This window comes from Collinsella sp. CLA-ER-H10, from assembly GCF_040092475.1.
Lineage (GTDB): Bacteria > Actinomycetota > Coriobacteriia > Coriobacteriales > Coriobacteriaceae > Collinsella.
This window is the reverse complement of the sequence record NZ_JBBNLM010000009.1, coordinates 15,273-29,262: the sequence shown is the minus strand read 5'-3', so window position 1 is coordinate 29,262 and position 13,990 is coordinate 15,273. Positions and strand designations below refer to the sequence as shown.

At 62.1% G+C, this 13,990-nt stretch carries 10 protein-coding genes; 2 read left to right on the top strand and 8 right to left on the bottom strand.

The annotated features are described in order from the left end of the window. Positions 1 to 6: 6 nt before the first annotated feature. From AAAX36_RS05575 to AAAX36_RS05545, 7 genes are all read right to left on the bottom strand, one after another. Positions 7 to 648, bottom strand: a complete 642-nt coding sequence (locus AAAX36_RS05575; protein ID WP_195621199.1) for a type II secretion system F family protein — start codon at positions 646 to 648, stop codon at positions 7 to 9. Then, a complete protein-coding gene (locus tag AAAX36_RS05570; protein WP_349074490.1) occupies positions 645 to 1,538 on the bottom strand; it encodes a type II secretion system F family protein in 894 nt (297 codons plus the stop codon). The genes AAAX36_RS05575 and AAAX36_RS05570 overlap by 4 nt, the downstream gene beginning before the upstream one ends. Positions 1,539 to 1,543: 5 nt before the next feature. Next, complete coding sequence (locus AAAX36_RS05565; RefSeq protein WP_349074488.1) at positions 1,544 to 2,872, bottom strand: ATPase, T2SS/T4P/T4SS family; 1,329 nt, start codon at positions 2,870 to 2,872, stop codon at positions 1,544 to 1,546. Next, positions 2,869 to 4,518 (bottom strand): P-loop NTPase, encoded by a 1,650-nt coding sequence (locus AAAX36_RS05560; RefSeq protein WP_349074486.1) that lies wholly within the window; start codon positions 4,516 to 4,518, stop codon positions 2,869 to 2,871. Before AAAX36_RS05560 ends, AAAX36_RS05565 begins: the two co-directional genes overlap by 4 nt. Next, positions 4,518 to 5,177 (bottom strand): Flp pilus assembly protein CpaB, encoded by a 660-nt coding sequence (gene cpaB, locus AAAX36_RS05555; protein WP_022094089.1) that lies wholly within the window; start codon positions 5,175 to 5,177, stop codon positions 4,518 to 4,520. The genes AAAX36_RS05560 and cpaB overlap by 1 nt, the downstream gene beginning before the upstream one ends. Positions 5,178 to 5,429: 252 nt before the next feature. After that, positions 5,430 to 6,509: a ribosome small subunit-dependent GTPase A gene (rsgA, locus tag AAAX36_RS05550; protein WP_349074534.1), complete on the bottom strand. Its 1,080-nt coding sequence runs from the start codon at positions 6,507 to 6,509 to the stop codon at positions 5,430 to 5,432. 482 nt (positions 6,510 to 6,991) lie between these two features. After that, positions 6,992 to 9,673, bottom strand: coding sequence for a cation-translocating P-type ATPase (locus AAAX36_RS05545; RefSeq protein WP_349074484.1), 2,682 nt, complete (start codon positions 9,671 to 9,673; stop codon positions 6,992 to 6,994). A 441-nt stretch (positions 9,674 to 10,114) separates the two neighbouring features. Between AAAX36_RS05545 and pyk the strand changes: the two genes are divergently transcribed. Together pyk and AAAX36_RS05535 are read left to right on the top strand one after the other, a co-directional pair. Then, the gene (pyk, locus tag AAAX36_RS05540) at positions 10,115 to 11,575 is read left to right on the top strand and encodes a pyruvate kinase (RefSeq protein WP_138374409.1); all 1,461 of its coding nucleotides are present in this window, start codon (positions 10,115 to 10,117) and stop codon (positions 11,573 to 11,575) included. Positions 11,576 to 11,997: 422 nt separating this feature from the next. After that, positions 11,998 to 13,071, top strand: coding sequence for a hypothetical protein (locus AAAX36_RS05535; protein WP_349074482.1), 1,074 nt, complete (start codon positions 11,998 to 12,000; stop codon positions 13,069 to 13,071). On the opposite strand, the gene AAAX36_RS05530 is transcribed toward AAAX36_RS05535, so the two are convergent. After that, on the bottom strand, positions 13,068 to 13,916 hold the full coding sequence (locus tag AAAX36_RS05530; RefSeq protein WP_349074479.1) for a hypothetical protein: 849 nt from the start codon (positions 13,914 to 13,916) through the stop codon (positions 13,068 to 13,070). The genes AAAX36_RS05535 and AAAX36_RS05530 overlap by 4 nt on opposite strands. Positions 13,917 to 13,990 lie beyond the last annotated feature (74 nt).

Sequence of the window (13,990 nt, the reverse complement as noted above, 5' to 3'; positions counted from 1 at the left end):
TCCTCCCTACATCATCCCGCCTGCTCCCAGCAGCGGGCCCAATATGGACAGAAGCAACGCCGGCAAGATGAGCGTGCCGGTGGGAATCAGCAGCTTGACGGGCGCACGCTCAATCTCGCGCTCGACCGCGGCGCGATGAGCCGCACGGATCTCGCGACTTTGAGCGGCCAGTGTCTCGGCAAGTGGGGCACCCAGGGCGAGCGCCTGCCCCACCGTGATGGCAAAGGTCTCGAGCGCTCGCACGTCCAGGTCGCGCGCGGCGGCCAATAACTCGTCCTCACGCGTGCCCACGCCCACCTGCCACGCCATGCAGGCCCGCTCAAGGCGAAGAGCCAACACTGACCGGCGGTTGGCGCAGAAAATCTCAAGCGCCGCATCAAACGAAAGGCCGGCCGAAAGACCCAAGCGCACAACATCGATCATCTCGGACACTTCGCCGAGCGACACTCGCGCCGGGCCGCCCGCTCCAACCGCGCCCTTCATTCGCGCGGTCAGAGCATCGACCACCGAGCGACCCGCGGCAGCGACCAGCACCGCCTCGCGCTTGCAGGCCTCTGCGATCTTGCGTGCATCCGCCCGATCCAAACCCGTCGCGACAAATACACTCAGAGCGCACAGGCAAGCCGCAACTGCAACCGGGGCGCTCATAGCTCCACCCGCATAATGCGCCGGATAACCACCAGGGCAACGGCGTTGAGGGCAAGACCCAGCACCACAGCGCCCGCGCCGGCAGGCGTCGCAAGACCGCGACGAAAATCTGCCGAAAGCAGCGCCAACACCGCGCACATGCCCGTCGGCATCGCCGCGACCATATGCGCAGACATGCGGGCCTGCGACGTCTTAACATCTAGGCGGCGCTTGAGCTCAATGCGCTCCCCCACCATGCTCGACGCCTCGGACAGTAAGTCGGCAAGCGGAGCGCCGGTACGCTGAGACACCTTAAGCGCCAAAGTCACAAGCGAAAGACCGGGGGCGTCGATGCGCACGAGCAGGTCATCGAGCGCGTCGGTCGCCGAGATGCCGCAATCGATCGCCGCCGCCACCCGCAAAAACTCGGTATGCACCGGCTCTTGCGCATGAGCGCCCACAAAGCGCATGCCCTGGGCCAGCGAATGTCCCGAGGCAAGCGACATGGAAAGTGCGGTAAACGCCTCGGGCATGGCCTCTTCTGTATCGTGTTGCTCGCGCCGGCTCTCAAAGCCATCCCGAGCGGCGCCAACGGCAATCGGAGCAACAAGTCCCAAGGCAAATCCGAGGGGCGATAACGACACCATCGTTAGTAAAACGCAGCAGACACCGCTCGATAGCAGCAGAAGCGCCAAACGCCCCGAAGCATCTTCGATCACGAGGCCAAGGCGATGCGCCGGAGCCAGCGATGCCCACGAACGAGCGATCTTTTTCAGCAGATCGTTTTCCACCAGCTCACGCGGCAGCTTCTCTGCCACCGTCTCGAACGCCTGACGCGCCAGCTCCGCCGGCGGCACCTGCGGCACACGAGGTTCCGCCCCGCACGCCGTCGCGACAGAAAACCCTGCCAAACCCCCTACGACGAGGGGCACAGCGACCTCCATTCGTCCACCTCCTCTTGTGTGAGCGTCCCCGACCGCAGGCCTTCTGCGATAAACGGCGGCTCGCGGTCAAGCGTCCAGGTGCGCTCGGCGGCATCGAAAGTCACATAGCGCTCGAGCTCTACGCCGCCCGACGCGGCGCGACGCACCCCCGAATACGAGGAGACGAAGCGCCTGCCATCGGCGTGGCGCTCGGACATCACGATGCCGTCGAGCGCCATGGCAATCTGCTCCTCGATGAGCTCGCTCGGCAGATCGATGCCATAACGTGCAAGCAACGTCAGACGCACCACGGTCTCCTGTTCTGAGCCCGCATGAAGTGTGGTGAGCGACCCGTCGTGGCCCGTGTTCATGGCCTGCAACATGTCGCAGCACTCGGCACCGCGCACCTCACCCACCACGATGCGGTCGGGGCGCATGCGCAGGGCATTGGTCACCAGGTCGTGGATCGTCACCGCGCCCTCGCCCTCAATTGAAGCCTCGCGCGCCTCTAGACGCACCACGTGCGGATGATGCGCAAACTTGAGCTCGGCAGAGTCCTCGATCGTCACGATGCGCTCGCCGGTGGAAATCTCGCATGACAACGCGTTGAGCAGGGTGGTCTTACCAGATCCCGTGCCTCCCGCAACCGCCAGGTCCTGTCGCAGCGACACCGCGCACGACAGCAGCTGCGCATACCAAAGCGGCAGCGACCCCAGCCCCACAAGCTCGTCCAGCGAGCAGATGCGATCCGAGAACTTTCGGATGGTGAGAATCGGTCCGTCAATCGCCACAGGCGGAATCACCGCGTTGACGCGATAGCCCGTTTTGAGGCGGGCGTTGACGATGGGGCTGCGCTCGTCGATACGGCGGCCAAGTGGCGAGATGATGCGGTCGATAAGCACACGGATCTGCTCATCATCCTCAAACGCATGCTCGATGGGATGCAAGACGCCGCCGCGTTCAAAGAAAGCCGAGCGGCAGCCGTTAATCATGATCTCGGTAACGGTGTCGTCCTCGATGAGCGGCTGCAACGGCCCCAAGCCCACCACGTCATCCAAAATCTCGTCGATGATGGTCTCGCGCTCGGACGTCGCGAGATCGGTCGGCTCCTCAACATTGAGCGCCGCCTCCACCGCGGGACGCAATTCCGAGCGGGCAAGTGCCGGGTCGATATAGGCGCTGATACGCGCCACTTCGTCGTAACCCATGCGGTCCATCACGGCGCGCTTAGTGCGTCGTTTCACCGCGCGGCGACGCCCCGCATCTACAGGAGCTGCCGCCGCTGCAGCGCCGGCAGCCTTAATCCTCGTTTGCAGGCTCATCGCTGATCACCCTCGTGCGACCAGGGAAGGCGGATACGCGGGCGTTCGGTACGCGTTGCACGGTCGGCGACTATATCGCTCCAAGGGCCGACGGCGCACCCCAGTTCCACGAGCATCTCGCGCGTGGCCTCGCGCACGCTGGTCGCAAAAGCGCTCGTCTGACCCACTGCCTCGTCGGCGCGCCCAAACGCCATGAGCGCGGCGAGATCCTGCCCGCCATCGGCGATACGAATCTTGGAGCTCAACGCACAGGCAATCTCAAAGCGCATGGCGACGTCCTCGTCTGCCCCGCGCGCACCGAACCGGTTGAACACGGCGCTCATGCGCGTGCGCGGCACACCTACTCGACTTGCCAGTTCAATGACGCGCGACGCCGATGTCGCGGACGACACCGCCGCATCGCCAACGACCAGGCAACGGTCGCTCGCCGCCACCGCAGCCGCCACGGCATCGCCCCAAAAGACCGAGGTATCGATAAAGACCACGTCGGATTCGCGACGCAGGACATCAAGCAGCAGCTCCACCGGACGTGCCATGAGCTCGGCTTGTTCGGGCGCCGCAACGGGACCCCAGAGCGTAACGCCCGGCGCCACGCGCATCGATGCGGCCACGATATCCGGCTCGGCAAGCGCGCCCGCCACCGACGGCTCGATAAGTGCCGCCATATCGCGCGGAGCATCGACGCCTAACAAGTCGTAAAGGTTTCCAAACATCAGGTCCAGGTCGAGCACGGCGGCACGCAAGCCCAACAGCGACGATGCGTGTGCCATGGTGGCAACGATCGTCGACTTGCCGCAACCGCCCGAACCCGAAATGGCGCAGATGACCGGAGCTCGATGCTGCGGAGCGGCAGCGTCTGCCGGCGGCATCGGAGGCGGCGGAGCGGGCGTCGGTGACAGCGTCCCCGTCTCCCCTGCCGCAACCACACGCTGCGTCCAAGCCGGCATGGCGGCTTGTTCGGTCTGCGAGGCAGGCTCGTTCTGTGCAATCTGCTCATGCCGCATCAGCGACAACTCGCCGCACCCGGCAAAGCCCTCAACTTCGTCGAGTTCATCCGCCAGATTCACGCCGTGTACGTATCCCATATCTACAGCCGGGGAGTCGCCAGCATGCTGCGCCGGCCCTCCAGCGTCATCGTATACAAGGGGGTTCCGGGGGCGCCGACCATGCTCGGCTTCCGCTTTTCCATAATCATCAACACGCGGGCCTCTTGTAGCGCGAGGCGCCCCGGGTTCCCTATCAACAAAAGCATCGGGCTCAATCGTCATGCGCCGATCGGAATCAACCGCTCCCTCGCCCGCGCGCCCGTTGCCGCATATACTGTGCGCAGCGATGACCTCGGTCGCCCCTGCGCGAAACAGCCCCTCGATATCCGACGGATCGAGTGCTTCTATCAACACGACCACGCGACTCACGCGGCCTTCGGCCGTCAGGCGCACAACAGTCTTGCGCACATCTTCGGTATCAAACAGAGACGCCTCGATGATGGCAGCCCCGCGGCGCGACGGAAACGCCCGCGCCATGGAAATCAGCCCGTCCAGGTCACCCACGCGAAGCACCTGTGCACCCGCATCACGGCCCTCGACTTCCCGCTGCAACAGCCCGTAATCGCCGCACGCGCAGCACGCAAGCCAGATCGCCTTCATCACTCGTCGCCTCCGCTCTTTTTGCCGCGCGCCGTGGCGGGAATCGTCAAGCTGACCGTTCCCTTGCCCGATGCCCCCAGCAGTTCCTTGACGTCTTCGGGGTCAGCCGCCAGCGTCACCCATTCGATCTTGCCCTCGCGCGTGGCACCGGAATCTTCACTGGTATCGATCACGTACGCGCCGCACAGCCGATCGGTTACGCCGTCTTTTTGCACATACACATCCACGTAGCTGCCCACGCCCGTAGCACCGCCGACCGAGTGCTCGGCATCGACCGCCACCGAAACGGCGACTTTGCCCTTAGGCACCTCGAGCTTGTGGCTCTCGGCCTTGGTGTAGACATTGCAGATCACGGCGTTTTTGGGAATACGCGAAGTCGTCACGTCGCCGCGCACCTGGCGCAGCTCGGTCGCCGCGTCACGCGGCAGCAGACTCGTCAGCCATTCTTGGGTTATGACATTGGTCTCATCGAGGGTCTCGCCCACATCGATATCACGCGCCGCGACGCATACCTCGACGCGATCGCCACCGTACTTGGCCAAGGTCTCAGCCTGGACCTGTTCGGCTTGCGAGCGGATCGACGAGCCGTAAACCATGCAGAGCAGAGCAGCGAGCACGCCCGCGACCAGACTGATGGCGATGCGCTTGCTCTTGTTCACGGCCGCTCCTCTCATGGCAGTGCCGGGCGAATGCCCGTACCACCATTGTCTGGGCGGTCAGAGCGCAAAGCGGCGCAATCGCGATCTTGGTTTTCGATGTCAAACCAATCGCTGACCAAAAGCTGACCAGCCCGTCAAGTTCGTGGCAAGGTTTTGGCCAGCACGTCAGCAAACTGCATGTTTCGAGGCTTTTCCGCAGCAAAAAAGCCGTCTCCCGAACAGTTGGAAGACGGCTGTCATAGGAAAAATCAATTACAGATGGACATCGGGATCGAGCATTTGAGCACTCACGCGCATGGATGACGCCAGGTTTTGGAACGTTTCCAAACGCAGGCTGTCGATCTGCCCGGCGTCCTCGGCCTCGCGAACAGCGCAACCCGGCTCATGGGTATGCGTGCAATCGCCAAACCGGCACGCGCGCGATGCCTCGACAATCTCGGGGAAGGCGCGCGCCAGACCCCGCTCGTGACCCACGAGCGGTAGACTGCGCAGGCCCGGGGCATCGGCGATCACGCCGGCGTCGCCCGGCAGCGCCACCATCACGCGCGCGACGGTAGTGTGACGGCCCTGGTCGTCGCGTTCGCGCACACCGCCGGTCGCCAACGTATCGTGGCCCAGCAGCGCATTGAGCAGCGTCGACTTGCCGGCGCCCGACTCGCCCAGAATCATGGCGCAGCTCCCGGTAGGCACGCGGGCACGGACCTCGTCCAGGCCGCGGCCCTCGGCAGAGGACGTCACGATCACGCGCACGTCCGGACCCACCAGGCGGCGCACGCGGTCCAGATCGCGCTCGAGCTCCTCGGCATCGCAGCGATCAGCTTTGGTGAGTACCACCACCGGCTCGGCATCGCAGTCGAGCGCCAACACCAGCGAGCGCGCCACGCGGTCGAGCAGCACCTCACCGGCACCGAGCGCCTGCACGATTAGCACGCTATCCACGTTGGAGCAGAGCACCTGACGCTCTCCGCGGGCACGGCCGCGCCAACGCTCAAAGCTCGTACGGCGCGGCAGAACGCACTCAATCACGCCCATATCGTGCCCGGGAGCGCGGCGCACCGCCACACGGTCGCCCACGGCGGGCAGCAGGACCTCGTCCTCGCCGCGCGACTTAGCAAACCCCACGGCATGCTCGGCGCGGAAGGTATCGTTGGCAGTCGCCACCAGCGGAAACCCGCGATCCAAGCGCACCACAGCGCCAAGCTGCATCTGCTCAGGCTCCTCGGCATGTGCGCAAAAGTCGTCAAATGCCGCCTGCTGAGCTTCATCGACCGGCAGGTCATCAAACGCCGGAACGTCCTGCAGCGCGTCAAGTCCCGGTACGCTTGCCAGCAGCTCCTCGGCAGACGCGGGGGCCTCGGTCGCAAGCTTCCGACGACGATCGCGCTTAGCCCGCGCCCCCGTCGTCTTTTTCTTCGCCTTAGCCTTAGCCTTGCCCACAAGCGCCTCCCAGCACCATAAATCACAACTGAGCAGGTATTTTAAATCAAAAAGAGCTGGCCGGGCAAAGCCCGACCAGCTCACAAACTTTCCCTCAGCCCTTTTCATCCGCACGGGAGAAAAGCCAGCAAGGATACCGCAGGGCCCGCCCGCCGGGAGGGGTTTCCTAAGGGCACATCCTTTATTCAAAACGAGCGGCCGAGCAATTGCTCGGCCGCTCACCTTCTTTCTCTCAGCCTTTTTCATCCGCGCGAGAGAAACCAGCAAAGTAGCCGTAGGGCCCGCCCCGGGAGTGTTTTCTTCTGAGCGATTCCGCAGCGCGAAGCGCGAGGACCAGCGAAGAAGAAAACACGCAGGGGCGGGCCCGGACAGGTACGTTACTCCTTCTCGACCGCGCGCATGATCGCCTTGTAGATCTCCATCAGCGGGATGATCAGGAAGGCCAGGCCCAGCGCGGCAAGAACGCCCTTGAGCTCAAGCGTCACGGGGCCAAAGAACATCTCGGCAAGCGTCGGCTGCACGGTCACGATCACCGTCAGCACCAGCGCCAGCGCGGCCGAAGCCCACAGCCACTTGTTCTGCTTCTTCATGGTGAACAGCGACGCACGACGGCTGCGCATATTGAAGCAGTGGAAAATCTCGACCATGTTGAGCGTGATGAACGCCATCATCACGCCTTCCTCGTCGGCATTGCCGGCGATCATATCGGCGATGTGGATGTAGCCCATGTCAAAGTACACGCCCACAAAGAAGCTCGCCAGCACCAGCACGGTGATGATCAGGCCCTGGACCACGCAGTCCAGACCCATATTGCCGGCAAAGACGCCGTCCTTGGCGTTGCGCGGCTTGCGCTTCATGATGTCGCCCTCGGCATCCTCCATGCCCAGCGCAAGCGCGGGGAAACAGTCGGTGACCAGGTTCACCCACAGCAGCTGCACCGGCTGGAAGATGGTAAAGCCGATGAGCGTGGCGATAAACACCGAGAAGACCTCGGCAAGGTTGGCCGAAAGCAGGAACTGAATGACCTTGCGGATGTTGTCGTAGATGCGGCGACCCTCTTCGCAGGCACCGATGATGGTGGCGAAGTTGTCGTCGGCAAGTACCATGTCGGCGACGTTCTTGGTGACGTCGGTACCAGTGATACCCATACCGACGCCGATGTCGGCGCGCTTGATGGACGGGGCGTCGTTGACGCCGTCACCCGTCATGGCGACGATCTGGTCGCGCGACTTCCAGGCCTCGACGATGCGAGTCTTGTGCTCGGGCTGGACGCGGGCGTACACGCCGTAGTCCTCGATGTGCGCGTCGAGCTCCTCTTCGCTCATGCGATCGAGGTCGGCACCGGTGATAGCCTGGCTGCGATCGGTGACGATACCCAGCTGCTTGGCGATGGCCACGGCGGTGTCGATATGGTCACCCGTGATCATGACGGTGCGGATACCGGCGTCGTGCGCCTCGCGGATAGCGTCGGCCACCTCGGGACGGACCGGGTCGATCATGCCGGACAGGCCGCAGAAGACCAGGTCATGCTCGAGCGCGGCGGGGCTGCAGTCGGCCGGGACCTCGGTGTAGGTGCGGCTTGCCAGCGCCAGCACGCGCAGGGCCTCGTCGGCCATGGCCTTGTTGGCGGCCACGAGCTCGGCACGACGCTCCTCGGTCAGCGGAACGACCTTGTCGCCGTCGTAGATATGGGTACACAGGCCGATCACCACGTCGGGCGCGCCCTTGGTGTACTGCTCGTACTCGCCGTCCAGGGTCTCGACGACCACGGACATCATCTTGCGGCCGGAGTCGAACGGGGCCTCACCCACACGCGGGTGCTCGGCGGTCAGGCCGGTGAGCCCCGCCTTGCCGGCGTCGTTGACGAGTGCACACTCGGTCGGCTCACCCACGGCCTCGCCCAGCTCCTCGTCCCACTGGGCGTCGGAGCACAGAGCCATGCCGGCCAGGAACTTCTCCTCAGGCGCGGCGAGCTCGTGCTTGACGACGGTCATCTTGTTCTGAGTAAGCGTGCCGGTCTTGTCCGAGCAGATGGTCTGCGTGCAGCCAAGGGTCTCGACGGCGGAGAGCTTGCGGATAATCGCCTGACGCTTGGCCATCTTGGTCACGCCAAGCGACAGCACGATGGTCACGACGGCAACCAGGCCCTCGGGGATGGCGGCGACGGCAAGCGAGACAGCGACCATAAAGGTGTCGAGCAGCGCGGTCGGGTCGGTGAGAACGTTGCCCACGCCGTGGCGGATGATGTCGACGCCAAAAATCACGACGCAGATGACGATAACCATAATGGTAAGGATGCGGCTGAGCTCGGCGAGCTTCACCTGCAGCGGCGTAAGCTCCTCCTTGGCCTCGGCAAGAGCGCCGGCGATCTTGCCCATCTCGGTATCCATGCCGGTACCGACCACGACGGCGCGGCCGCGGCCGTATACCACGGTGGAACCCATGTAACACATGTTCTTGCGGTCGCCGAGCGGCACGTCGTCGGTGCCGGCGGCGAGCTCAATCACGTTGGCATGCTTCTCGACGGGCACGGACTCGCCGGTAAGGGCGGCCTCTTCGATCTTCATCGTAGCGCTCTCGAGCACGCGGCAGTCGGCCGGGACGGAGTCGCCCGCCTCGAGCATGATCACGTCACCGGGCACGAGCTCGGCGCTCGGCAGGTGCACGAGCTTGCCGTCGCGCAGCACCTTGGACTGCGCCGCGCTCATCTCCTGCAGGGCCTCGAGGGCCTCCTCGCTCTTAGCTTCCTGAACCACGCCCAGCACCGAGTTGATGATAACGACGAACATGATGATGGCGACATCGGCAAAGTCGGGCTCGCCCTTGACCATGCCCGTGAGCGCGCTGATGACGGCGGCAACGATCAGCATGATGACCATGGGGTCTGCCATCTGCTCAAAGAAGCGCTTCCACAGCGGTGTCTTCTCGGCTTCCTCAAGCTTGTTAGGGCCTGTCTTGGCAAGACGCGACGACGCCTCGTCGTTGCTCAGGCCGAGGTTCTCATCGACACCTTGGTCGCTGAGCACCTCCGCCGCAGCGGACAGGTATTCCTTTTGCATATAGAGTCCCCTCCTGGGATTCGGGCCACTCAGCAGATTGATGCCCGATCATAATTCCCAGGAGAAGGGCAAGGGCTCATCAAGGCTGCCGTGCTGAGCGGCAGTTGATAGTGGAGCTATGGTACCCCAAAGCGACTCGTCTAGCCAAAACAATCCATTTGGAAATATGGTCCATAAGCAACGATGCAGACCGTATGATGCTCAACATTGATAAAACGTTTTTTCTTTGGCGCATCATCAAACTGAAATATCGCCCAGATAGCAGCGGTTAGAACGGTTGGTAAAGTTTTTGCATATACCGTTTTTCCGCAAAAAATGAACTTCTAATTCGGCATACGGTCGATTTTTGGGGGTATTCGGTCGTCATTTCGTTATAATCAACTCAGTTTTATTTCTTATGGTTTATCTATCAGCGCAAGACGATGTCAGATGGAGGTCTGAATGTACAAGCGCACTAAGATTGTATGCACCATGGGTCCCGCCTGCGATAGCGACGAGACCATCCGCGAGATGATCAAGGCGGGCATGAACGTCGCCCGTTTTAACTTCTCGCACGGCTCCTACGACGAGCACCACGGTCGCATCGAGCGCGTCCGTCGTATTTCCAAGGAGCTCGGTATGCCCGTCGGCATCCTGCTCGACACTAAGGGCCCCGAGGTCCGCACCGGCCTTCTGGTCGACGGCAAGAAGGTTGCCGTCAAGACCGGCGACAAGATCGTCGTCACCGCTCAGCCCACGACCGAGGATTTCCACGGCACCTCTGAGCACATCTCCCTCGACTACCTGGCTCTGCCCTCCGAGGTCGAGAAGGGCTCCCTTATCCTGATCGATGACGGCCTGGTTGCCCTCGAGGTCGAGTCCGTCGACGGCCAGGACATGACCTGCGTCGTTAAGAACGACGGCCTGATCGGCGAGCGCAAGGGCGTCAACATGCCCAACGTCAACATCTCGCTGCCCGCTATCACCGAGCGCGATCGTCAGGACATCCTCTTTGGCCTGACCGAGAACATCGACTACATCGCCGCTTCCTTCATCCGTGACGGCGAGTCCGTCCGCGGCATCCGCGAGCTTTGCCGCGAGAACGGTGGCGAGCACGTGACGATCTTCCCGAAGATCGAGTGCGCCCTGGGCGTCGAGAACTTCGACGAGATCCTCGAGGCTTCCGACGGCATCATGGTCGCCCGTGGCGACCTGGGCATCGAGATCAAGCCCGAGCTCGTTCCCCACATCCAGAAGGAGATCATCGCCAAGTGCAACGCGGCCTACAAGCCCGTTATCACCGCTACGCAGATGCTCGACTCCATGCAGCAAAACCCGCGCCCGACGCGCGCCGAGGTTGCCGACGTTGCTAACGCCATCTACGACGGCACCGACGCCGTTATGCTCTCTGGCGAGTCCGCTGCCGGTAAGTACCCGGTTGAGGCCGTCAAGATGCAGGCCAGTATCGCTCTCGAGACCGAGAAGTACCTCCCGGCCCACGCTCCACTCGAGGTTCCGGCCGATGCTCACGGCACCCGCGTTGTCAACAACGTTGTGGGTATGTCCGCTGTGAACATGGCTACCACCGTTGGCGCCAAGTGCATCACCGTGCCGACGACTACCGGTCGTACCGCTCGCCTGATCTCGCACTTCCGTCCCAACATGCCGATCTGCGCGTTCTCCCGCCACGAGTGGGCCGTCCAGCAGATGATCATGTACTGGGGCGTTATCCCGCACCAGGCCGAGATTACTCAGGGCACCGTCAACGGCACGATCGTCAAGGCGATCGAGACCGCTAAGGAGCTCGGCTACGTCGAGGCCGGCGATCTGACCGTCGCCACCGCCGGCGACCCCCGCATGAGCGTCCAGCTCGAGGACAAGGTCTCCTCGACCAACGTCGCTTACGTCGCTCAGGTGCGCTAAATCGTACTTGCAAGCAGATTTGCATTGCAAAGGGCCCGGAAGGCTTCGCCTTCCGGGCCCTTTTTCTGTACCAATGCCGGCGCACGGCAAAACGCGCACTCATTTCTTTACCAAAAGCGCGAAATCCACCCTTCGAGGCCCAAAAAATAAAGTCCCAAGCGCTAAAAGTGTTCGCCCGGTGGCAACCCCACACCTCAACAGACGCTGCTAAATCGTTTTAGCAAGAGTCGGATCGACCTGGTTTTCGGAAGTATGCGGCAAATTCTGAAACCTCCGAGCACACCTCGTTTTTTCGCAACAAAATGCCTGATAAACTAGCCTCAAAAGCCAGGTCTGCTCACAAGGTTTAGATTTTGCCGCATACTTCCGAATTGACACTGGCATCGCACGGTCCAAAAGCATATTTCGACCAGGAGGACGTCATGGACCTGACGCTATGCGGTCAATCCGCTTTTTACTATCACCGTATCCCGCCACAGATATTAGGCCTTTACCCTGCCATTAGCCTTGGCAATATGGATCGCAGATGTTGCGGCCTCGGAAGTCATGCAGTTGTAAAAGACCTGCTTCACGCACCGCCTCACAGGATTGTATTCACTCGGGCACAATCCGGGTCGCGAAGCCTGTTTAAATCGTACCTCCTGACCCAAGAGCCGCCTCCCGGGTCGTTTAGGCAAACCGAGCATGGGTTTGATGTCACATCGCCCGAGTTCACACTGCTCAACCTTGCTACGCAGGTCTCACGCAACCAGCTGCTTATGGCGTGTTATGAGATGTGCAGCTCGTTTGCTGTGTATACACCCTGCAAACGAGCGCAACGGCAACTTGATGAAGCTATTTCGCTTAAGCTCATTCCACCCAACTGCGGCTGGGAGCGGGTTATCGACGTCAACGGCAAGGATACCAACCTGTGGAAGCGCACGCCGCTTCTTTCCGCAGCGGATATCGCCGCGTTCGCCAAGCAGGCCGCAGGCCTGCGCGGTGTTAAGCAGCTCCGCTGGGCCGCCGAACGCATGACAGGACAGACCTCCTCGCCCTTCGAAGTACAGACCTCCATGCTTATCTCGCTCCCCCGCGACGAGGGCGGCATGGGCATCAACATCGCAAACAACGTGCGCATCCCACTCAGCGACGCCGCGCGCTCGCTGTATGACAAAACCTGCTGCTACGCCGATATCCTCATCGAAAGCGCCACCGACAGCATGGGTGTCATCCTTGAATGCCAAGGCCGCTCCGCCCACGGCAGCGAAGCCGCGAGCCTCTCCGATGCCGAGCGCGCCACCGCGCTCACAAGCATGGGCTACGACGTCATCCAAATTACCTTTGGCCAGATTAAGGATGAGAAGAGCTTCGACCACATAGCCGAGCTCATCCATAAAAAGGCTGGACTTTCCTACACCCCAAAGACCAAACAGGAGCGCATTGCCGAAAATACCTTACGGCAAGAGCTACTTGTCGATTGGGTTGAGCTATTCACTGCCGGGCCGGCCAGCTAGCAGCTAGCAATCAGGGGAAGCGCAGGCATATCGGGCGATTCGACGCGAGCCGCAAATCCCGCCTCGGTTAGCTCGATGACCTCGGTAAACGTTGTATCGAAAAACTCCTCGGTTAGCAGGCGATACGGCGGATGATCGGACTCGCCGGGGTTTTCGCGTACAATCTCGTGCATAACGCCGATGGTCTTGAGCACATACTCCTTATGGATGGGATACTGACCAAAACGCGTCGCCGCGGTATACAGGCGATCGGTCGCACGCGGGATAGAAACAATGCCGAGCGTCTTGCCAAACCAGTCAAAGTCGCCTTGCTTTTTAATGCGGAATTCCTCGCACGGCTTGCCGCCGTGCGCCTCCAGATACTGATTCACACGCGTATTCCATACGGTATCGGCCACCAGATGCGACCAGACGCCCAGTGTCAAATCGAGCAGCGACTGCGCCACGTCCTCGGGCGCGAGCGAAAGCTCGCTTGCGCCGGGACCGGCAACCGGCTCGGCGTCCTTGTAGCGTTGGGGATAATGCACCCGATTGAGTCGCTCGCGCTCCTCGGCAATCGAAGTCGCGGCAGCCGGCGTACCAACAGGCGCCCCTTTGAGCAGCGGCGCCACATAGGTGTCCCAAAACTCATGCTCGCGCGGCTTAGGAATGGGCTCGGGCTTGGCAAAGTGCGTAATGCGGTACGGGATGGGGTCGGCGATGCCGGGAACCATATAGCCCACAAAAATGTCCGGAACCACGCTGCCAAACAAAAAGGCATTGCGGTCGCGCACGTTATCGGCAAGCGTGCCGGCACGCGCCAGCAGTCGTTCCGTCTGAGCGATATGAATATTCCAACTTGGCATAGCTACCCCCGTAAAAACCCGGATAACTATACCATTCACGTCAAGTCGCGCACGGCCGCGGCCCTACTACGCAG